19 protein-coding genes, 1 tRNA gene and 1 other RNA gene are annotated in these 21596 nt (G+C 62.9%); 8 read left to right on the forward strand and 13 right to left on the reverse strand.

Annotated elements, in window-relative coordinates; genetic code table 11:
- Positions 1-2 precede the first annotated feature (2 nt).
- The 8 genes from nuoE to tpiA all read right to left on the reverse strand — a co-directional run bounded on the left by nuoE (position 3) and on the right by tpiA (position 4842).
- Entirely contained in the window at positions 3-530 is a 528-nt protein-coding gene (gene nuoE / locus ALVIN_RS12110; RefSeq protein WP_012971608.1) for an NADH-quinone oxidoreductase subunit NuoE, read from the reverse strand.
- A complete protein-coding gene (locus ALVIN_RS12115; RefSeq protein ID WP_012971609.1) occupies positions 530-1786 on the reverse strand; it encodes an NADH-quinone oxidoreductase subunit D in 1257 nt (418 codons plus the stop codon). The genes nuoE and ALVIN_RS12115 overlap by 1 nt, the downstream gene beginning before the upstream one ends.
- Positions 1779-2486, reverse strand: a complete 708-nt coding sequence (locus ALVIN_RS12120; protein WP_012971610.1) for an NADH-quinone oxidoreductase subunit C — start codon at positions 2484-2486, stop codon at positions 1779-1781. Before ALVIN_RS12120 ends, ALVIN_RS12115 begins: the two co-directional genes overlap by 8 nt.
- 15 nt (positions 2487-2501) lie before the next feature.
- Entirely contained in the window at positions 2502-2978 is a 477-nt protein-coding gene (locus ALVIN_RS12125; protein WP_012971611.1) for a NuoB/complex I 20 kDa subunit family protein, read from the reverse strand.
- On the reverse strand, positions 2969-3325 hold the full coding sequence (locus ALVIN_RS12130) for an NADH-quinone oxidoreductase subunit A (RefSeq protein ID WP_012971612.1): 357 nt from the start codon (positions 3323-3325) through the stop codon (positions 2969-2971). Before ALVIN_RS12130 ends, ALVIN_RS12125 begins: the two co-directional genes overlap by 10 nt.
- A gap of 178 nt (positions 3326-3503) precedes the next feature.
- Positions 3504-3588 (reverse strand) — tRNA-Leu (locus tag ALVIN_RS12135).
- A gap of 11 nt (positions 3589-3599) precedes the next feature.
- Positions 3600-4058, reverse strand: a complete 459-nt coding sequence (gene secG / locus ALVIN_RS12140) for a preprotein translocase subunit SecG (RefSeq protein WP_012971613.1) — start codon at positions 4056-4058, stop codon at positions 3600-3602.
- Positions 4059-4080: 22 nt separating this feature from the next.
- The gene (tpiA, locus tag ALVIN_RS12145) at positions 4081-4842 is read right to left on the reverse strand and encodes a triose-phosphate isomerase (RefSeq protein WP_012971614.1); all 762 of its coding nucleotides are present in this window, start codon (positions 4840-4842) and stop codon (positions 4081-4083) included.
- A gap of 145 nt (positions 4843-4987) precedes the next feature.
- Between tpiA and smpB the strand changes: the two genes are divergently transcribed.
- From smpB to ALVIN_RS12175, 7 genes are all read left to right on the forward strand, one after another.
- The gene (gene smpB / locus ALVIN_RS12150) at positions 4988-5467 is read left to right on the forward strand and encodes an SsrA-binding protein SmpB (protein ID WP_012971615.1); all 480 of its coding nucleotides are present in this window, start codon (positions 4988-4990) and stop codon (positions 5465-5467) included.
- Positions 5468-5534: 67 nt separating this feature from the next.
- Positions 5535-5892, forward strand: a transfer-messenger RNA (tmRNA) gene (ssrA, locus tag ALVIN_RS17185).
- Between the two features lie 197 nt (positions 5893-6089).
- Complete coding sequence (locus tag ALVIN_RS12155) at positions 6090-7550, forward strand: DUF3375 domain-containing protein (RefSeq protein WP_012971616.1); 1461 nt, start codon at positions 6090-6092, stop codon at positions 7548-7550.
- Positions 7537-8247, forward strand: coding sequence for a DUF4194 domain-containing protein (locus ALVIN_RS12160; protein WP_012971617.1), 711 nt, complete (start codon positions 7537-7539; stop codon positions 8245-8247). Before ALVIN_RS12155 ends, ALVIN_RS12160 begins: the two co-directional genes overlap by 14 nt.
- The gene (locus ALVIN_RS12165) at positions 8244-11618 is read left to right on the forward strand and encodes an ATP-binding protein (protein WP_012971618.1); all 3375 of its coding nucleotides are present in this window, start codon (positions 8244-8246) and stop codon (positions 11616-11618) included. The genes ALVIN_RS12160 and ALVIN_RS12165 overlap by 4 nt, the downstream gene beginning before the upstream one ends.
- On the forward strand, positions 11605-12774 hold the full coding sequence (locus ALVIN_RS12170) for a DUF3322 domain-containing protein (protein ID WP_012971619.1): 1170 nt from the start codon (positions 11605-11607) through the stop codon (positions 12772-12774). The genes ALVIN_RS12165 and ALVIN_RS12170 overlap by 14 nt, the downstream gene beginning before the upstream one ends.
- 51 nt (positions 12775-12825) lie before the next feature.
- A complete protein-coding gene (locus tag ALVIN_RS12175; RefSeq protein WP_012971620.1) occupies positions 12826-15540 on the forward strand; it encodes a cation-translocating P-type ATPase in 2715 nt (904 codons plus the stop codon).
- Positions 15541-15547: 7 nt separating this feature from the next.
- Here the strand turns inward: ALVIN_RS12175 and ALVIN_RS12180 are convergent, their stop codons facing one another.
- The 5 genes from ALVIN_RS12180 to cysT form a co-directional block, all read right to left on the reverse strand.
- On the reverse strand, positions 15548-16342 hold the full coding sequence (locus ALVIN_RS12180; protein ID WP_012971621.1) for a tRNA threonylcarbamoyladenosine dehydratase: 795 nt from the start codon (positions 16340-16342) through the stop codon (positions 15548-15550).
- A gap of 166 nt (positions 16343-16508) precedes the next feature.
- Positions 16509-17441, reverse strand: coding sequence for a CysB family HTH-type transcriptional regulator (locus ALVIN_RS12185; protein WP_012971622.1), 933 nt, complete (start codon positions 17439-17441; stop codon positions 16509-16511).
- A 1-nt stretch (position 17442) separates the two neighbouring features.
- A complete protein-coding gene (locus ALVIN_RS12190; RefSeq protein WP_012971623.1) occupies positions 17443-18528 on the reverse strand; it encodes a sulfate/molybdate ABC transporter ATP-binding protein in 1086 nt (361 codons plus the stop codon).
- 34 nt (positions 18529-18562) lie between these two features.
- Entirely contained in the window at positions 18563-19447 is an 885-nt protein-coding gene (cysW, locus tag ALVIN_RS12195; RefSeq protein WP_012971624.1) for a sulfate ABC transporter permease subunit CysW, read from the reverse strand.
- On the reverse strand, positions 19447-20325 hold the full coding sequence (gene cysT / locus ALVIN_RS12200) for a sulfate ABC transporter permease subunit CysT (protein WP_012971625.1): 879 nt from the start codon (positions 20323-20325) through the stop codon (positions 19447-19449). Before cysT ends, cysW begins: the two co-directional genes overlap by 1 nt.
- Before the next feature lie 226 nt (positions 20326-20551).
- Between cysT and ALVIN_RS12205 the strand changes: the two genes are divergently transcribed.
- On the forward strand, positions 20552-21568 hold the full coding sequence (locus ALVIN_RS12205; protein ID WP_012971626.1) for a sulfate ABC transporter substrate-binding protein: 1017 nt from the start codon (positions 20552-20554) through the stop codon (positions 21566-21568).
- Positions 21569-21596: the final 28 nt, after the last annotated feature.

Genomic DNA, 21596 nt, shown 5'->3' on the forward strand with positions numbered 1-21596 from the left:
CCTTACTCCAGCCCGTCGATCAGCTTGTCGAGCGACTCGGGCGTCAGCTTCTCGTGATAGACCTTGTCGAGCAGCACCGCCGGTGCATCGCGACAGGCACCCAGACACTCGACTTCCTTGAGCGTGAAGCGCCCATCGGACGTGGTCTCGCCCACCTTGACGCCGTACTTGTGCTCGACGTGTTCGATGAGTTCCTCCGACCCATTGAGCATGCACGAGATGCTGTTGCAGACACAGACCTTGTGCCGACCCTGCGGCGTCAGGTCATACATGCCATAGAAGGTCGCGACCTCATAGACCGAAACCGCCGGCATATCGAGATAGGCCGCCACGTCATCCATCAGCTCGGTCGTCAGCCAGCCGCCGTTGGCATCCTGGACGATGGACAGCGCCGGCATCACCGCCGACTGCTTCCACTCGGGCGGATACTTGGCGATGTGGGCGTCGATGGCCTCGCGGATCTCGGGCGAGAACAGCGCGGATTTGTCGACGTCATGTTCGACGGCCTGGGGTGCGTTGCGAAAGCTCATCAGCGGTCGATCTCCCCGAACACGATATCCAGTGTGCCGATGATGGCCACCACGTCGGCCAGCATGTGGCCCCTGGACATCTCATCGAGCGCGGCCAGATGCGGAAAACCAGGCGCACGCACTTTCAACCGATAAGGCTTGTTGGCCCCATCCGAGACGATGTAGCAGCCGAACTCGCCCTTGGGCGCCTCGACCGCGGCATACACCTCGCCCGGCGGCGGACAATAGCCCTCGGTGAAGAGTTTGAAGTGATGGATCAAGGCTTCCATGTTCTCCTTGACCTCGGCGCGCTTGGGTGGCACCACCTTGTGATCCTCGATCGACACCGGCCCCGGATTGGCGCGCAGCCAGTCGACGCACTGGCGGATGATGCGGTTGGACTGGCGCATCTCTTCCATGCGCACCAGGTAGCGGTCATAGCAGTCGCCGTTCACGCCGACCGGAATATCGAAATCGACCTGATGATAGGCCGCATAGGGCTGCTTCTTGCGCAGATCCCACTCGATGCCCGAGCCGCGCAACATGGGGCCGGTGAAACCGAGCTGCAACGCCCGCTCCGGCGAGACCACGCCGATGTCGACCGTGCGCTGCTTCCAGATGCGATTGTCGGTGAGCAGCGTCTCGTACTCGTCGACATGACCGGGGAAGCGGTCGGTGAAGTCCTGGATGAAGTCGAGCAGCGAGCCGTCGCGGGCACTGTTGCGCTGGGCGATCTCGCGCGCGCTGTGCCACTTGGACTTGCCCTCGTAGCGCGGCATGGTGTCGGGCAGATCGCGATGCACGCCGCCCGGACGATAATAGGTCGCGTGCATACGCGCGCCCGAGACCGCCTCGTAGCAGTCGAGCAGATCCTCGCGCTCGCGGAAGCAGTAGAGGAAGACGCTCATGGCGCCGATGTCGAGCGCATGGGCCGCGAGCCACATCAGATGGTTCAGGATGCGCGTGATCTCGTCGAACAGCGTCCGGATGTACTGCGCCCGCTCCGGCGCCTGGACGCCGAGCAGCTTCTCGATCGCGCGCACATAGCCGTGCTCGTTGCACATCATGGACACATAGTCCAGACGGTCCATGTAGCCGATCGACTGGTTGTACGGCTTGTATTCGGCCAGCTTTTCGGTGCCGCGATGCAGCAACCCGATATGCGGATCAGCGCGTTCGATGACTTCGCCGTCCATCTCCAGCACCAGACGCAGCACGCCGTGCGCCGACGGATGCTGGGGGCCGAAGTTCAGGGTGTAATTGCGGATCTCAGGCATGACGGGCTTCCTCGCCGGGACCGACGTAACGGCTGTCCTCGCGGATCACGCGGGGCACCAGCACGCGCGGTTCGATGGAGACCGGCTCGTAGACGACGCGCTTGAGCTCGGGGTCGTAACGCATCTCGACCTGACCGCTGAGCGGGAAGTCCTTGCGGAACGGATGGCCGACGAACCCATAGTCGGTGAGGATGCGGCGCAGATCCGGATGCCCCCGGAAGAGAATGCCGTAGAGATCGAAGGCTTCGCGCTCGAACCAGTTGGCCGAGTCCCAGACCGGGATCAGCGAATCGACGATGGGCGCAGCCGCACCGACATGCACGCGTAGCCGCAACCGATGATTGTGGGCGAGCGAGAGCAGATGGACCACCACGCCGAAACGCTTGGGATCATCCGCCTCGATCCGGAGGTCACGATCGACACCGCGCCCGAAGCCCGTCGTCGATGCCTCGTCGGTCTCCCACTCCGAGCAACCATAGGCGGCATAGTCGACGCCGCAGAGATCGATCAACTGCTCGAAGCGGAAGTCGTCGTGATCGCGCAGGGTCCGGGCCACGTCGAGCAGCCGTTCAGCGGGCACGACCAGAGTCAGCTCGTCGAATGCGTCGATCAGCTCGAAGTCCGACTCGGCGAAATGCGCGCGAATGGCCGCGACAAGCGCGTCCACCCTGGCGGTGCGGGTCAGGATGTGTGTCACCATGATCTCTGAAGGAACTCAGCGGGCGATGGTATTGGTGCGGCGGATCTTCTCCTGCAATTGCAGGATGCCGTAGAGCAGCGCTTCCGCCGTTGGTGGACAGCCGGGGACATAGACGTCGACCGGCACGATGCGGTCACAGCCGCGCACCACCGAATAGGAATAGTGATAGTAGCCGCCGCCATTGGCACAGGAACCCATGGAGATGACCCAGCGCGGTTCGGCCATCTGGTCATACACCTTGCGCAGCGCCGGCGCCATCTTGTTGACCAATGTGCCGGCCACGATCATCACATCGGACTGACGCGGACTCGGTCGGAAGATGATGCCGAAGCGGTCGAGGTCATAGCGCGCGGCGCCGGCATGCATCATCTCGATGGCGCAGCAGGCCAGCCCGAAGGTCATGGGCCAGAGCGAGCCGGTACGTGCCCAGTTGATCAGCTTGTCGGCGGTCGTGGTGACGACGCCCTCCTCAAGCAAGCCTTCTATTCCCATTCCAGGGCCCCCTTCTTCCACTCATAGATGAAGCCAACGACCAGGATTCCGAGAAACACGACCATGGCCCAGAAGGCGAAGAGGCCCAGCTCACCGAGCGCAACGGCCCAGGGGAAGAGGAACGCGATCTCCAGATCGAAGATGATGAACAGGATGGCGACCAGATAGTACCGGACGTCGAATTTCATGCGGGCGCTCTCGAACGCCTCGAAGCCGCATTCGTAAGGGGAATCCTTTTCGCTATCGGGGCGCCGGGGGCCAAGCAGATAGCCCATGACCAGCGGACCCACGCCAACCAGAATCCCGACCAGGATGAAGATCAGGATCGGCAGATAGTTGTCGAGCACTCTGTCCCCTCTCTGACGTTTTTCTAATATTCGCGGCCGAACCGGGAGTCTAGTGCAGGGGTTGGCGCGCTGTCAACCCTGCCATCAATCCAAATTATTTGATTTTTCAAAGCATTAGATAATTATCAATGACACAAAGAAAAACGGCATACCGCGTGGGCGATATGCCGTTTATTGTTGGTGCCGACGGCCAGACTCGAACTGGCACGGCTTGCGCCACTACCCCCTCAAGATAGCGTGTCTACCAATTTCACCACGTCGGCTAAAACTGAAATCATTGTTTATCGGCTGCCTGATCACCGGATGATTCGGCATCCGCATTCGGCTCGACAGAATCCTGTAACGGCGCTGTCGGAACATCGGAAGCGGTCGATTCGGAGGGCATCGCCGCTCCTGGAATCGCAGGCACATCCGAACTCGCCGGGCGCGGAATCGACTCGGCCGGCACGCTCGGGACGACGACTGCGTCGCCCATTTTATCCATCAATCCGGCCGGTCCGCTAGTCTGAGTTGCATAATAGGCCAAGGCCATGCTCGTCAGAAAGAACAGCGTCGCCAGGATCGCCGTGAGCCGCGTCAGAAACGAACCCGAACCCTGGGCGCCGAAGACGGTCGCCGAAGCACCGCTACCGAAGGCCGCGCCCGCATCCGCACCCTTGCCATGCTGGATCAGCACCAGACCGATCAGACCCAGCGACAGAAAGACTTGGAGGACTGTCAGAATCGTTTGCATGCGTTACTCAACAAAGGGCGTCTCAAACTGCCGTCTCTCCAGCCTGGCAGATCGCCAGAAAATCTTCGGCCACCAGCGAGGCGCCGCCGATCAGACCACCGTCGATGTCCGGCATTGCCAGCAATTCAGCGGCGTTCGACGGCTTCATGCTGCCGCCGTAGAGAATCCGAACCTTCTCGGCGATCGCGGCGTCATGCGCGGCGACACGGCGACGAATGAAGGCATGGACTTCCTGCGCCTGTTCGGGCGTGGCCGTCTTGCCGGTCCCGATCGCCCAGACCGGCTCATATGCGATCGCAACCTGACCGAACGATTCGATGCCATTGGCTTCGATGATCGCGTCGATCTGCCCTGCAATCACAGCTTCCATGAAGCCCTGCTCGCGTTGTTCGAGCGTCTCGCCAACGCAGAGAATGGGCGTCATGCCGGTGGACGCGACCATCGCCAGCTTTTTGGCAACGATGGCGTCGGTCTCACCATAGTATTCGCGACGCTCGGAGTGCCCGCAGATCACATAGCGGCATCCGAACTCGTTCAGCATCTCAGCCGATGTTTCGCCTGTATAGGCGCCACTCGCTTCAGTGCAGACGTTTTGCGCGCCGAGCCGGATCGAACGACCAGACAGTAAACGCTGAGCAAGCTCTAGAAAGACGAAGGGCACGCAGACCGCTATTTCGGCTTTTGCTATCCCACTCGAACCTTCGAGGACACCCTGAATCAGCGACTCGGCGCTGGAACGGGTGCCGTTCATCTTCCAGTTACCTGCAATCAGAGGCTGACGCATGGCGATACGGCTCCATGTTTTGCTCAAACTAGCAAGCTCGAAGCGAGCCGGCGATTATAGACACTTTCGCGCATTCCGCAAGCCCCCTGTGAATGTGAAATCGCGAGGCTTAATCCGGCGCGCGCTTTCGGCTACACTCGCGCGCATGGCAAAAGGTACCAAGAAAACTTCCGACGGCAGCTCGACCATCGCCCTCAACAAGAAGGCCGGGCACGACTATTTCATCGAGCAGCGCCTCGAGACCGGACTCGTGCTCGAAGGCTGGGAGGTCAAAAGCCTGCGCGCCGGGCGCGTGCAGCTCAAGGAGAGCTATGTCAAGATCCTCCATGCCGAGGCCTTCCTCATCGGCGCGCACATCTCGGCGCTGGCGACCGCCTCGACCCATATCAGCCCCGACCCGACCCGTAGCCGCAAGCTGCTGCTCAAGCGCTCGGAACTCAACCGGCTGATCGGGTTGACTGAGCGTGCAGGCTATACCCTGATCCCGACCGCGATGTATTGGAAGCGCGGACGCGCCAAGCTCGAGATCGGTCTGGCCAAGGGCAAGAAGCAGCACGACAAGCGCGCCACCGAGCGCGACCGCGACTGGCAGCGCGAGAAGGAGCGCATCTTCAAGACCGGTTGAGGTCGGGCGGCGACTTTTTCGGTTGCCCTGGAACCAAAGCTTCCCTATATTGACCAACTTCTCACCTGGGGGCGACATGGCTTCGACGTGGGTCGCAAAACCTGAGGTGCATGCCGAGGTGCGGGAAACCTCGTAAAACCATCCGCAAACCAATAGTTGCCAACGACGACAACTACGCTCTCGCTGCTTAATCCCAGCGGGCCTCAGACCGCTGCCTGCCTATGGACGGCGGATTCCTGGGGTAAAAACACATAGGATCGCGGTGACGGGCGTCCGGACCTGATCTGCTAAAACCTAACGGAATCGCCGACTGATCGCCCTGCCCCTTGGGCGGCGGGAGGCTAAAAACAATAAAGCGGGCTAAGCATGTAGGACCAATGGCAGAGGGCTTGCGGACGCGGGTTCGATTCCCGCCGCCTCCACCAAATACTCGTCCACAGACGCCCACAAACCCGCTTAAGTGCGGGTTTTTCATGCCTATACGCTCCTCATGCGGGCATGTCCGTCCATCGACATCATCCAAACTGGGGCAACATTGGCGGCAAGCGATCCGCTACTGCATGGAGTTACCCCGTGCCCCAGCACAGACCATGGAAAGTGAGTTTTTGGGGATCGAGGCACGATGAAAGCAGACAAGGCTATCGCGACCTACCGACGCATGCGGACTCAGCCCCTGTGGCGTCTGCTGGCCTCGGACAACGGCCCCACTGTCATTGGCCTGCTTCAAATCCATCTCTATGAGAGCGAGCAAAGCCTTCCCGCCTCCACTTTTCATGAGCGGATCGGGAGGAGTTTGGAAGTGCTTCGCGCTCAAGGTGAGGATTTCCCCCAAACCGCCCAGGCCTATGTCGCCAACTGGCTCGCCGATGGCTATCTGGAGCGCCGCTTTCCGGCCGGCGCTTCCGAGGAGGAATATGAACTCTCCACGGCAGCCATCGAGGCTATTCGCTTTGTCTCTGGGCTGACGCAGCCCCACTCCGCTGCGACCGAGAGCCGTCTGACACTCGTCATCGAAGCGCTGACCCGGCTTGCCGAGGACACCGACACCGACAAGTTCCGCCGCATCGATCGGCTCATGGCCGAGCAGGCGCGTATCGACAAGGAGATAGACGCCATCCAGAAGGGGCAGATGCGCGTGCTTCCTCATGCAGCGGCGCTGGAACGCACGCGGGAGATCATCACGCTGGCCGACGATCTTGCGGGCGACTTCCGGCGCGTGCGTAATCAGTTCGAGCAACTGAATCGAGATCTCCGTGAGCGCCTCATGGACAATGATGGCAATCGGGGCGAGGTGCTGGATTCGCTGTTTGCCGGAATCGACCTGATTTCAGAGAGCGAAGCGGGGCGCACCTTTTCCGCTTTCTGGCGCTTGCTAACGGACCCGGAACAGGCGGCCACCCTCGACCAGGCCCTTGATAGCGTGCTGTCGCGGGAATTCGTGACTCAACTCGACGCCAAGGAGCGACGCTTCCTTCTCCGGCTGACGCGAACCCTTCTTGAGCAAGGCGGAATGGTTCATGAGGTGCTCCAGACTTTCGCTCGCAGCCTGAAGCATTTCGTTCAGAGTCGTGAGTACCTTGAGCAGCGCCGACTCAATCACCTTTTGAAGGATGCCCAGCGTGCCGCCCTCGCCCTGAAGGATGAGGTCAGGGCCACGGAAACCCTCCAGTACACGCTCGAACTCTCAAGCAGCCGTTTGCGCTCCCTATCCCAGTGGGTGCTGTACGATCCCTCCCTACAAGCCTTGCCTGGTCAGATGGCCGAAGGGGACGCGCTGCCCATCGACCTGGAGTCTGTCGGCGAACTGATCGCTCAATCCGAGATCGATTTCCGCACGCTGAAGGCCAACGTGCTGGCCGTCCTGGAACACCGATCCCAGGCTTCCATTGCCGACGTTCTGGAGCGGTTCCCCGCCGCACAGGGACTCGGCAGCGTGGTCGGCCTTCTGGCGTTAGGCAGTCGGCATGGTTTCCGGTCCGATCACAGCGAAACCGTGGGCTGGATTGGAGGCGACGACCAGAGTCGTAGCGCCCGAATTCCAAAGATCTTGTTTTTGAGGGAGCGGGCCAATGAGCTGGTCTGAGATTGACGAAGCGGCGTTGCCGGACGAAGAACGAGCGCCGGATGCAGTGCCGGCCTCCGCCAACACGCTGTTCATAGGCGATAGCGGCGAATTGCCCCTGGACACCCGGCGCGCCCTGGTACAGCTCCTGGCGGGGCCGTCACTCGATGGATACCGACACCCCAAACTCTGGCCGATCCTGATCAGAGACGAAGTGCCGATACGTCGCCGCCTCGCCGAACTGTTCCTGGAGCTGGTCATCGACCGGGACATGCAAGTCGCCTTCACCCGTCAGGCGGATACCGGTGAACTGGAGGTTCCGACCCTGCTGCGTCGCGCCCAGTTGACCTTCATCGACTCTATTCTGCTGCTCCATCTTCGCCAACGCTTGACCCAGGCAGATTCGCGGGGCGACCGCGCCGTGGTGTCGACGGATGAGATCATGGAGTTCCTCAACCTCTATGAGCGAGCGTCCAACACCGACCGCGCCGGGTTCGTGAAACGGATCCATGCCTCCATCGAGAAGATCAAGAAGCACAGCATCCTCCAGAAAATTCGTTCCAGTGAGGATCGATTCGAGATCTCGCCGACACTGAAGCTCCTCTTCTCGGCCGAGGAAATACAAGCCCTGACGCACCTGTATCAACGCATGGCCGCCGATGAGACGCCGGCGCCTGTGACTCGGACCGAATCTGATGATGAAGAGGCCGACCCATGATCCTGGAACCACAAACCGCCTCCTTGTTCGCCCGGGAACAATTCCGGATGGCTCGCTTGCAGGTTTTCAACTGGGGAACATTCTCTGGCCTGCATGACATCCCGATCAGCGAGCGCGGCTTTCTGTTCGTAGGCCGATCCGGAGCGGGTAAATCGACTCTGCTCGATGCCATTTCGGCCCTGCTGGTGCCGCCTCAGTGGATCGACTTCAATGCCGCCGCTCGCGAGGCCGATCGCAGCGGCCGCGATCGGAATCTCGTCACCTACGTCCGCGGCGCATGGGCCGAGCAGAAGGATGGCGAGTCGGGTGAAATCGCCACCCGTTATCTGCGCCCAGGGACCACATGGTCAGCCTTGGCGCTGACATACCAGAACACATTGGGTCAGACCGTGGTGCTGGTCCGGGTGTTCTGGCTGCGAGGCAGCGCCAATGGCAGTGCCGATGTCAAACGCCACTACCTCATCCTGGAGCGGCCTTTCGATCTGCGCGAACTGGAGGACTTCGGACAATCCAACTTTGACGTTCGCAAGCTCAAGCAATCGTTCCCGAATGCCTTCGCCCGCGACGAGTTCCGCCCGTATTGCGAGCGATTCAGTCGCTTGCTCGGCATCGAGAGCGAGATGGCGCTGCGCTTGCTGCACAAGACCCAGTCGGCCAAGAATCTGGGCGACCTCAATACCTTCCTGCGCGACTTCATGCTCGACAAGCCCGAAACCTTTGAGGTGGCGAATCGCTTGGTCAGCGAATTCGACGAACTCAACGCGGCGCACCAAGCGGTCGTGACGGCGCGCGAGCAGGTGGAAACCCTGCTGCCTGCGCGAGAGCAGGATCAACATCGCGAGTCGCTGTTATCACGGCGCAATGGACTGGAGGAACTTCGGCTGGGGGTGGATGGCTACCGGGAAACCCGCCGCATTGAACTACTGAAGCAGCAGGTGGCATCTCTGGAGGTGCAAGCCGGCGGCACAGAGGGTGAGATCAGCCGGTGCAAAAGTACACTAGACAACCATAAAACGACGTTGCGAGACCTGGAGAGGCAGCATCGCGAGGCTGGTGGTGACCGGATCGAGCAGTGGGAGTCCGAGAAATCGGGCTTGGAAACCCAACGTACGGACCGCCTTCGCAAACGCAGTCAGGCAGAAGAGGCTTGCAAAAAGCTTGGCTGGAGCCTCCCGGATTCACCCCAAGCCTTTGCCGAATCATTGGGTAACGCGCGGCAGGAGATCGAAAACCGGGAGCAGTTCAGCAACGAAAATCGGGAAGAACAATTTCGTCTCGCCGGTCGGAAGAAGGACGCCGAGACGGCGTTTTCGCAAGCGGTGAAAGAGGTGCAGGCACTCCAGCGCCAGCCGTCGAATGTGCCTGCCGATATGCTCGAAATGCGCCGCGATATTGCCGCAGCCATTGGGATCTCAGAGTCGGCCCTGCCCTTCGTCGGCGAACTCATCGAGGTGAAGGCCGATGAGGCCGAGTGGCGCGGCGCCATCGAGCGCGTATTGCATGGATTTGCACTCTCTCTTCTGGTGGACGAGCGTCATTATTCCGCGCTGGCCAATCACATCAACGACACCCATCTTGGGCAGCGCCTGGTGTACTACCGAACCGGCCGCCCTGAGACCTGGCAGGTCAGACCCATCGGGCCCAACTCGCTGGTCCTCAAACTGAACGTCAAGGAAGGGGCCTATTCCGATTGGTTACAGGCTGAGCTGCGACAGCGTTTCGATTATGTGTGCGTCGACGGAATGACGTCTTTCAGGACCGCTGATCGGGCCATCACGCGAGAGGGTCAGGTCAAGCACAACAAAATCCGACATGAGAAAGACGACCGTCGAAATGTCGGTGATCGACGAAGCTGGGTGCTTGGGTTCGACAACCGCGAGAAGCTCGCGCTCTTTCAGGCACAGGCTCAGGAACTGGCAGCCACGATCAGCCGCCTCGCAAGAGAGATCGACGCCCTGGCCTCCCAGGACAAGGACCGTGCGGACCGAGCCATGCAGTGCCAGACTCTGGTGAGTCTCCAGTGGCAGGAAATCGACGTCGTTCCGTTGCTGGACCGTATTGCCGCCATCGAGCGGCAGATCCGCGAAGCGCGTGAAGGCAATACAGCCCTGCTGCACCTTAGTGAGCGGATCGAGCAGCAACAGAAGCGGGTTGCGGAAGCCGAACAAGGCCTCCAAGACGCCAGGGTGACGCACGAGTCGGTTCTGAAAAAAATTCGGGAAAGCACTCAAGAGCTGGAGTCTCTCCTCCAGGACGCCTCCAGGGTTCCACTGACTCCGCATCAGATTACCGGACTCGACGAACGCTTCGACAAACAGGCGGATGTACTCAGCCTGAACAACCTCGGCAAGGTAGCGACCACTGTCGAGCGAGCGCTCAACACAGAGATCACGGACATCGACCACGCGATCCGCGATTGCGAGAAGATCATCGAAGCGCGCTTTACCGATTTCAAACGGCAGTGGCCCATGGATGCCGGCGACATGGATACGAGTCTCTCCAGCGCGCCGGACTTTTTTGCCCGGCTGGTTCGGCTGGAGACGGATGGTCTGCCGGCGCATGAACACCGCTTCTTCGAGTTGCTGCAGAACCAGAGCCACCAGAATCTGGCCGCACTCGCCTCCTACTTGCGCGATGAGCGAAAGGCCATCCTTGAACGAATGGACCTGGTGAACGACAGTCTCAGCCAAGTGCCGTTCAATCAGAGCGCCAACCAACGCACCTATCTCCACATCGACACCAGCGACCGGCAACTTGCCGACGTCAAGGAATTCCAGCAGAACATTCAGCGGGCACTCAGCCACGCCTGGAGTGAGGACCGCGAGTTTGCCGAGGCACGGTTCTCGGTCTTGCGCCAACTTGTCGAACAGCTCGCCAGTCAGGAGCCCGAGCACAGACGCTGGCGCGAGTCCGTGCTGGACGTCCGGCAGCATGTCGAGTTCATCGGGCGGGAAATCGATGAGTGCGGCGTCGAGGTCGAGATCTACCGCAGCGGTGCGGGCAAATCGGGAGGCCAGCGCCAGAAGCTGGCCACCACCTGTCTGGCCGCCGCCCTGCGTTACCAATTGGGCGGAAACGATCATGGCGTGCCGATGTACGCACCGGTCGTGCTCGACGAGGCGTTCGACAAGGCAGACAACGAATTCACCGCCTTGGCGATGCATATCTTTGCCAATTTCGGATTTCAGATGATCGTCGCCACGCCGCTGAAGTCCGTCATGACTCTGGAACCGTTCATCGGAGGCGCGTGCTTCATCGATATCAGCGACCGGCGCGTATCGGGTGTCCTGATGATTGAATACGACAATGATCGTCAGCGGTTGAGACTGCCTGAGCACGCCCAAGAGGAGGCCGACGTTGAAGCTTCCTGAAGATGTCCGGCAGCTTCTCGCCCGCCGCTTTCAGAGCAAACACCGCTCGTGGCTGGCCGGTGAGTCCGGCGAAAACCAATGGCCACTGAAAATCGCGCTCGGTGTACCCACGGAGCAGGCCGCTCTGCGGCAAGTCGAAGGCGTTCGCGTCTGGGTGAGCGCATGGCAGCACTGGCATGGACCAGGTGCGCTGTCCTGGTGCGAGCGGCGTTGGAAGACGCTTGGCGTTCAACGAGTGCCCGACACGCTGATACTGAACGGCCCCGATGAGGTGGCTCAGTGGATCGGTGAAGGCACTCGCTGGAAGCAGGCTCAATCGCGTTATCAGACACTCATTGCACGTTGGCCGCTGCTGGCTCGGCCGTTGCGGAAATACTTCGATGTTCTCGCCGACTACGGCGACGCCGATTTTCGGCGCATGGCGGACATGCTGGCCTGGATCGCAAGCCACCCGAACTCCGGTCTCTACCCCCGCCAGTTGCCCGTGTCGGGTCTGGACAGCAAATGGCTCGACGGACGCACAGGCCTGCTGAAGGATCTGATGGCCGCGATACAGGGAGACGCCGCCAACGACCTGGATTTCTACGAACGATGCGGTCTGAAAGCACCACCGCTTCTGGTGCGGATGAGGATCCTCGATCAGGGGCTGCGAACCTGGATCGGCGGTATGGGAGACATCACCGCGCCGGTGGAAGACCTGGCGCGTATCCATTTACCGGCCTCGCATGTGTTCATTGTCGAGAACCTTCAAACCGGATTGGCCATGTCCGACATGCCGGGCGCTGTCGTCTTCATGCGGCTTGGCTACAACGTGAACGTGCTGGCCGGACTGCCTTGGCTCACCCACGCCCAGTGCATCTACTGGGGCGATCTGGATACCCATGGATTTGCGATCTTGCACCGGGCCCGTTCCTATCTTCCAGGCCTGCGGTCCGTCCTTATGGACGAAGACACCTTGCTCCGTCACAAAGCCTTGTGGGTGGATGAGAAGGAACAACATGCAGCGGCGGAACTGACGCTTCTGAACGAGACTGAGCGGGAGGTCTACCAGGGACTCAAACAGCAGCGATGGGGGCAGAACGTCCGCCTGGAGCAAGAGCGGATCGCTTGGGATACGGCTTGGCCTACCTTGCAGCGGCTCGTCGGCACCCTGTAGCGCTGTGTCGCATCCCCGGAGACGATAACGGGTTTTCTTGCGGAGAAATCGATGAAACCGAACTGGTACGGCCTGAGTGTCGACGAGGCACTCGATACCCTGAACGCCTCGCACGAGCGCGGCCTGTCGCGCACCGAGGTCGAGGCCCGCCGCCCAGAGGCCGGCTGGAACGAACTCGCCTTCAAGAAGACGCCCGCGTGGGTGCGTTTCCTGCGGCAGTTCAAGGACTCGATGGTCGTCATCCTGCTGGTGACGGCGGCCATCACCGGTCTGCTGACCGCGCTCGGCAGTCACATGCTGCCCGACACCCTGGTCATCCTCGGCGTGGTGCTGCTCAATGCCATCCTCGGCTTCGTGCAGGAGGGCAAGGCCGAGGGCGCGCTCGATGCTCTGCGCAGCCTGATGGTGCCCGAGTGTCTGGTGATGCGCGACGGCGAGCTGCAACGCCTGCCCTCGCGCGAGCTGGTGCCGGGCGATCTGGTGATCCTGGAAGGCGGCGACAAGATCCCGGCCGACATCCGCTTCATCGACACCAGCAGCGCCTATGTCGACGAGTCCTCGCTGACCGGCGAATCGGTGCCGGTGCAGAAGTCCACCCAGCCCATCGCCGGCGACAATCTGGTTCCGGGCGACCAGCGCAACATGGGTTTTTCCGGCACCTATCTGACCCAGGGCACGGCGCGCGGTCTGGTGGTCGAAACCGGCGCCAACACCGTCTTCGGCCGGATCGCCGACATGGTCAAGAGCGCCGACGCGGGTCAGACGCCCTTGCAGCGCAAGATGAGCGAGTTCGTCCATACGCTCATCAAGGCCATTCTCGCCGTCGGCGCCTTCAACTTCGTCTATGGACTCTATCTCGGCTATGACCTGGGCTACAGCTTCCTCGGTGCCGTGTCGCTGGTGGTGGCCGCCATCCCCGAGATGCTGCCGGCGCTGGTGACGGCCATCCTCGCCGTCTCCGGCACCCTCATGGCCGCGCGCAAGGCGCTCATCCGCAAGTTGCCTGCCGCCGAGACCCTGGGCGCAACCTCGGTCATCTGTTCGGACAAGACCGGCACCCTGACCGAGAACCGCATGACAGTCACACGCGTCCAGAGCGGCGCCCAGACCCTGGAGGTCACGGGCGTCGGCTATGACGTGAGCGGACACTATGCGCGCGACGGCGAACGGCTCGACGCGGAGGGACACCCCGCCCTGCGCGCGCTGCTGGAAGTCGGCGCCGTCTGCAACAACGCCCATCTGAAGGATGAAGGCGGCGGTGTCGGTGACCCGACCGAACTGGCGTTGCTGGTCAGTGCCGCCAAGGCCGGTATCACCAAGGCCGACGCGCACCGGCTGGCCGAGATCCCGTTCGACTCGGCCACCAAATACATGGCGGTGCTGACTGAGCATGGCGGGCGGCGCTTCATCGCGGTCAAGGGCGCACCCGAGACCGTGCTTGGCCTGTGCGCGACCCAGTTGGACGCCGACGGCCGGACGGTCTCGCTCGACGCCGCATCCTACCTGAGCGCCGCCCAGGGCTTCGCGCGCCAGGCGCTACGCACCCTCGGTTTCGCTTTCAAGGAAGTCGACGCCGATCATGTCGACCTGCTGCACGCCGACCTGAGCGGTCTGACCTTCGCCGGACTCCAGGGCATGATCGATCCGCCCAAGCCCTCGGCAATCGAAGCGGTCGCCAAGTGCAAGAGTGCCGGAATCCGCACCGTCATGGTCACGGGCGACCATCCCGACACGGCGCAGGCGGTGGCGGCGCAACTCGGCATCACCGCCGACCAGGTGATCACGGGCGCGCAGCTCGCCGAGATGTCGCCCGAATCACTGCGCGAGTGCGTCAAGGCCGTCTCAGTGTTCGCGCGCGTGGCTCCCGAGCACAAGAAATCCATCGCCGAGGCGTTCCAAGCCAATGGTCTGGTGGTCGCCATGACCGGCGACGGCGTCAACGATGCCCCGGCACTCAAGCAGGCCGACATCGGCGTGGCCATGGGCATCGCTGGCACCGAGGTCGCGCGCGAGGCCGCCGACATGGTGCTGGCCGACGACAACTTCGCCACCATCGTCAACGCGGTCGAGGAAGGCCGCCATGCCTGGACCAACCTCCAGAAAGCCATCCTCTACACCCTGCCGACCAATGCCGCTCAGGCACTGCTCATCATGGGCGCGATCTTCATGGCCGCCTTCGTGCCGGTGTTCGCCGAGCGCTTCGTGCTCGAACCCATCCAGATTCTCTGGATCAATCTGATCGACTCGGTGCTGCTGACGCTGCCGCTGATGATGGAGCCGAAGGAGAAGGACCTGCTGTCGCGCCCGCCGCGCGATCCGGGCGTGCGCGTCATCGACGCGCTTTTCCTCCAGCGCGTGGTGCTCATGGGGCTGATGATCGCGGTGCCGAGCTTCCTCATCTATCACCACTTCGGTGCGGCGGCGGTGGTCGAGGGCGAGCTGGTCGATCCGCTGCTGTTGACCCAGGCGCAGACGGCGGCGTTCTGGGTGATCCTCATGACCCAGATCGGCTATCTGATCTCGGCGCGCTCGCTGTTCGACTCGGCCTTCCGGCTCGACCCGCTCGGCAATCCCTGGCTGCTCGGCGGCATCGGTCTGAGTGTGCTGCTGCATCTGATGGGAACCTTCGTGACGCCCGTGGCCGACGCCTTCCGGCTCGCGGCCTTCCCGATCGAATGGTGGCCATTGATCTTGGCGACACTGCTCCCGAGCTTCCTGGCGATCGAGACCGATAAGCTCATCCGCGCGCGTCTGGCTCGGCGTTAGCGCATCGCTAGCGCGGCTTCGACACGGTATCGAGCGCGCGGGCGGCCGCGAACAGCCCCAGGCTGGCGGTGACTGTGACCACCGAACCGAAGCCCGCGCAGTTGAGTCCGGTCGGTCCCGGACGGCTCGGGTCGCAGACTGCCCCGGGCGGCGGTTGGCGTAACGGCTCGACGGAATAGACCGCCTCGATGCCGAAGCGCTTGTTCGGCACGCGCGTGAAGCCGTGTGACTTGCGCAACTGGGCGCGCACCCGCGACAGCAGCGGATCCTGGATGGTGCGCGCGAGATCGTCGACCCGGATGCGGGTCGGATCGGCCTTGCCGCCGGCTGCGCCGCAGGTCACGAGCGGGATGCCGGCCCGATGACAGACGGCGATCATGGCTACCTTGGCGCGCACCGAATCGATGGCGTCGATCACATGATCGAAACCGGCGCCGACGAGTTCGGCAGCATTCTCCGGGGTCAGGAAATCCTCGATCAGGTTCAGGTCGCAATCCGGGGCATAGCTGGCGATGCGCGCGCGCATGGCCTCGACCTTGGCCTGACCGAGCGTGGGGTCGGTGGCCTGGATCTGGCGATTGATATTGGATTCGGCGACATGATCCAGGTCGATCAGGGTGAGACGGCCGACCCCACTGCGCGCCAGCGCCTCGGCCGCCCAGGAACCCACACCGCCGATGCCCACGACACAGACATGCGCCGCCGTCAGCCGGGCCTGTCCCTCCTCACCATAGAGTCGCGCTAGGCCGCTGAAACGGCGGCGGTCGTTGATCGTTCGTTCAGGGATCGGCAGGTTCGGCATGAGTCGCAAGACGGATGAAGCGCGAGCATGACGTGCTCAGGGACAGGACAGTTGAACCAATGATGCCGTATCGGGCCGTTTCCGGTCCAAGGATATTCAAGGCAGGCTGGTGAACCGATCGATCGGCGTCTGCTCGCCGAGCATCGAGACCCTGGAGCCTGCCGTGTCAGACCGCCGTCTTGGGAAAGACCGCCTCCCTGATCCGGTCCGCCGTCAGTTCCGGCGCGCACGCACGGATGAAGCTCAGGGCATAGTCGCGCAGATAGCGCCCGCGTCTCAGGCCCAGCCGGGCGGTGTTGGTCTCAAAGAGGTCAGGCAGTTCGATCAGCCGCAGTCCGGCGTCGCGGGCGGGGTGCCAGGCCATCGCCGCGATGAGTCCGACCCCAAGCCCCAGTTCGACATAGGCTTTGATGACATCGGCGTCGAGCGCCGACATGACGATCTCCGGCACCAGTCCGGCGCGCGCGAAGGCAGCGTCGATGCGCGCCCGCCCGGTGTAGCCGGGATGGTAGGTGATGAGCGGATACTCGGCGATCGTCTCCAGCGTCAGCGGACCGGCCACCGTCAGCGGATGCCCCTCCGGGACAATCAGCGCATGGCGCCATTCATAGAAGGGAAAGCTCACCAGATCCGGTTCGTCGGCCAGCGCCTCGGTGGCGATGCCGATGTCGGCCTCGCCCGAGCGCAGACGCTCGACGATCTCGCCCGGACCGCACTGATGCAGTTCCAGATGCACCCTGGGAAAGTGTGACTTGAAGCGTGTCACCACCGGCGGCAGGGCATAACGGGCCTGGGTGTGGGTGGTGGCGATGGCCAGATGTCCGGTGTCCTGTTGCGCGAACTGCTCGCCCAGCCGCTTGATGTTCTGGAGATCGAGCAGGATACGCTCGACAATCGGCAGCAGTTCCCGTCCGGGCGCGGTCAGTCCCAGCAGACGCTTGCCGCGGCGCGCGAACAGCTCCACGCCCAGTTCGTCCTCCAGATCCTTGATATGCTTGGAGACGCCCGACTGGGCGGTGAAGAGCGCGTTGGCCACTTCGGTCAGATTGAACTGACGGCGCGCGGTCTCGCGCACGATGCGCAATTGCTGGAGGTTCATCTCAGGCCGCTCGGTGCTCGAAGACGCGGAGGCGCGAAGGCACCAGCCGCACGCGCTGTCCAGCGACCAGTCCGAGCGCCTGCACCTGATCGCGCGGCAGCACGACCTCGTAGTGCACCGGTCTGCCGCTGTCCGCGGTCGACGCCGGACTGTCGAGCTCGACCGTGGCATTGGCGCCGAAGTTCAGCAGACGCGACACCGTAGCGGCGATGCCCTCGGCACTGTCCGGGTCGGTGAGGATCTCCAGTTCGTGTGGACGGGCGAAGGCGATGGCCTCGGCACCCGGTGCCAGTGCCGCCGCCTCATGTACAAGTGTCGCCTCGCCCACGCGCAGCCTCCCGCCCTCGATGCGGCCGTGGAAGGTATTGACGGCTCCGAGGAAGCCATAGACGAAGGGCGTGGCCGGCTGTTCGTAGACCTCGATCGGCGTGCCCTGCTGCTCGACCCGACCGCGATTCATCAGCACCACCCGGTCGGCCACTTCCAGCGCCTCTTCCTGGTCATGCGTGACGAAGACCGAGGTGATATGCAGCTCGTCGTGCAGCCGGCGCAGCCAGCGGCGCAGTTCCTTGCGCACCTGAGCGTCGAGCGCGCCGAAAGGCTCGTCGAGCAGCAGAACCTTGGGTTCAACCGCCAGGGCGCGCGCAAGCGCGATGCGCTGACGCTGGCCGCCGGACAACTGACTCGGGAAGCGGTCGGCGAGCGGCGCGAGCTGGACCAGTTCGAGCAGACGCCTCACCCGCGCACGGATCTCGGCCTCTTTCGGACGTTCGCGTCGGGGCTTGACCCGCAGTCCGAAGGCGACGTTCTCGAACACCGTCATGTGCCGGAACAGCGCATAGTGCTGGAAGACGAAACCGACCCGGCGCTGACGCACATGGGTGTCGGAGGCATCCTCGCCGGCGAGGACGACCCGCCCGCCGTCGGCGCGTTCCAGTCCGGCGATGACCCGCAGCAGCGTGGTCTTGCCGCAGCCCGAGGGGCCGAGCAGCGCGGTCAGGGCGCCGGTCGGGAAGTCGAGCGAGACATCGTCGAGCGCGACGAAGGAACCGAAGGTCTTGTGGATGTGTTCGACCTGGATGCTCATGCTGAAATCCTGAATGCTGATGGCGGTGTTCGGGTCAGGCGTCCACCGGGGCGTGTTGACGGGCCTTCCATTCGACGAGCGACTTGAGCCCCAGCGTGACGAGCGCCAACAGCGCCAGCAGCGAGGCCACGGCGAAGGCGGCGGCAAACTGATATTCGTTGTAGAGGATCTCGACGTGCAGCGGCAGGGTGTTGGTCTGGCCACGGATGTGGCCGGAGACCACGCTCACCGCGCCGAACTCGCCCATCGCCCGCGCGTTGCAGAGAATGACGCCATAGAGCAGACCCCACTTGATGTTGGGCAGAGTGACGCGCCAGAAGACCTGGAACCCGTTCGCGCCCAGCACCACGGCGGCCTCCTCCTCCTCGCGGCCCTGCGCCTCCATCAGCGGGATCAGCTCGCGGGCGACGAAGGGAAAGGTGACGAACACCGTCGCCAGCACCAGTCCGGGCACGGCAAAGACGATCTGGATATCGTGCTCAAACAGCCAGGCGCCGAACCAGCCGTGCGCGCCGAACAGCAACACGAAGATCAGACCCGCAATCACCGGCGAGACCGAGAACGGCAGGTCGATGAGCGTGGTCAGAAAGCGTTTGCCGCGAAACTCGAACTTGGCGATCGACCAGGCCGCCGCCACGCCGAACACCAGGTTGAGCGGCACCGCAATCGCCGCGATCAGCAGTGTCAGGCGTACCGCCGCCAGCGCGTCCGGGTCGGAGAGCGCGGTGACATAGGTGAACCAGCCTTTGCGCAGCGCCTCGGCGAAGACCGCGATCAGCGGCATCAGCAGAAAGAGCGCGAAGAAGCTCAGGGCCGTACCGAGGATCAGACGCCGGACCCAGGGTGACTCACAGGTCGCGGCATTGGCTTCATAGCGGCAGGCATCGATACGCCCATGCAGGACTCCGGCGACGGCCATCAGCGATTCCTCCCGGTGCGCTTGGCGCTCCACGCCTGCAACAGATTGATGGCGAGCAGCATGATGAACGAAAAGACCAGCATCACCACCGCCACGGCGGTCGCGCCGACATAGTCGTACTGTTCGAGCTTGGTGATGATGATCAGCGGCGTGATCTCCGAGACCATCGGGATGTTGCCGGCGATGAAGATGACCGAGCCGTATTCACCCACGGCGCGGGCAAAGGCCAGCGCGAATCCGGTCAGGAGCGCCGGCAGCAGTACCGGCAGCAGGACGCGGGTGAAGGTCTGACGGCGGTTCGCGCCGAGACTCGCGGCGGCCTCCTCCAGCTCGGTCTCCAGGTCTTCGAGGATCGGCTGCACGGTGCGCACCACGAAGGGCACGCCGATGAAGACCAGCGCCACCAGCACCCCGAGCGAGGTGAAGGCGACCTTGATCCCGAGCGGCTCCAGCCACGCGCCGATCCAGCCGTTGCCGGCATAGAGCGCCGTGAGCGCGATACCGGCCACCGCCGTCGGCAGGGCGAAGGGCAGATCGACCAGGGCGTCGATCAGCTTCTTGCCCGGAAACTCGTACCGCACCAGGGCCCAGGCCAGCATGAGTCCGAAGACGGCGTTGATCGCCGCCGCCAGCAGCGCGGCGCCGAAGGAGAGTCGGTACGTCGCCGCCACGCGCGGCTCCGAGACCACGGCCCAGAACTCCGGCCACGACAGGCTCGCGCTCTTGATGAAGACCGCCGACAGCGGAATCAGCACCATCAGCGACAGATAGACCAGGGTGTAGCCGAGCGCCAGCGGGAAGCCCGGCAGCACCCGCGTCTGGCGGATCGGAGTGAAGACTGGCGCGGCGCCGAACGGTAGCGGCATCCGGTGTGTCATGGTGATGGCCTCGGTGGCGGACGATGAGGCCCAGGAGAGTAGTGCAACTCCGAAATAACCAAAACGAACGAAAGGTTATTTCGTTATTCGATATGACTATATCTCGCCATGTCGGCGGCCAGCCGCGCGCAGATAAGTTTTGCAATTTTTGTTGGTTGGTGTGGGACGACGCCGGCTTTCAAATAGCCGCCACTATCGATCCATGCCCACCAACCCCGAGGAATCCATGATGAAGTCGCCTCTTCCACTGAAATCACTGCTCGCCGGCGCTGTGCTGGGTCTCTCCAGCCTTGCCCCAACCCAAGCCGCCACCACCCTGCTCAACGTCTCCTATGATCCGACCCGCGAGTTCTATCAGGAACTCAACCCGATCTTCATCCGGCATTGGGCGGACAAGACCGGCGAGAAGCTCCAGATCCAGCAGTCGCACGGCGGCGCCGGCAAGCAGGCGCGCGCGGTGATCGACGGCCTGGAGGCCGATGTCGTGACGCTGGCCCTGGCCTATGACATCGACGCCATCGCCGAGACCGGCCTTCTGGCCAAGGACTGGCCGTCGCGCCTGCCGCTCAACAGCGCGCCCTACACCTCGACCATCGTGTTCCTGGTGCGCAAGGGCAATCCGAAAGGCATCAAAGACTGGGGCGATCTGGTCCAGGACGGCGTCTCCGTCATCACGCCCAACCCCAAGACCTCGGGCGGGGCGCGCTGGAACTATCTGGCCGGCTGGGCCTGGGCGGAGAAGCAATACGGCGGCGACGAAGCCAAGGTGAAGGACTACATCACCCGGCTCTACAAGAACGTCCCGGTGCTGGATTCCGGCGCGCGCGGCTCGACCACGACCTTCGCCCAGCGCGGCATCGGCGATGTGTTTCTGTCCTGGGAGAACGAAGCCTTCCTGGCCCTCAAGGAATTCGGCGCCGACCAGTTCGAGATCGTGGTGCCCTCGCTGTCGATCCTGGCCGAACCGCCGGTCACGGTCGTCGATCGCACGGTGGACAAGAAGGGGACGCGCGCGGTCGCGACCGCCTATCTGGAATTTCTCTACACCAAGGAGGGGCAGGAGCTGGCCGCCAAGCATTTCTATCGCCCGACCGACCCCGAGGTAGCGGCCCAGCACAAGGGCCAGTTCGTCGAGGTCGATCTGGTGCGGATCGATGATCTCGGCGGCTGGCAGGCCGCGCAGCAGAAGCACTTCGCCGATGGCGGGGTGTTCGATCAGATCTACAGTCCCTCGGCACGCTGATCCCTGGAGCCCCGGACGATTCCTGGCC

The sequence above is a fragment of the Allochromatium vinosum DSM 180 genome (assembly GCF_000025485.1).
Taxonomy (GTDB): Bacteria; Pseudomonadota; Gammaproteobacteria; order Chromatiales; family Chromatiaceae; genus Thermochromatium; species Thermochromatium vinosum.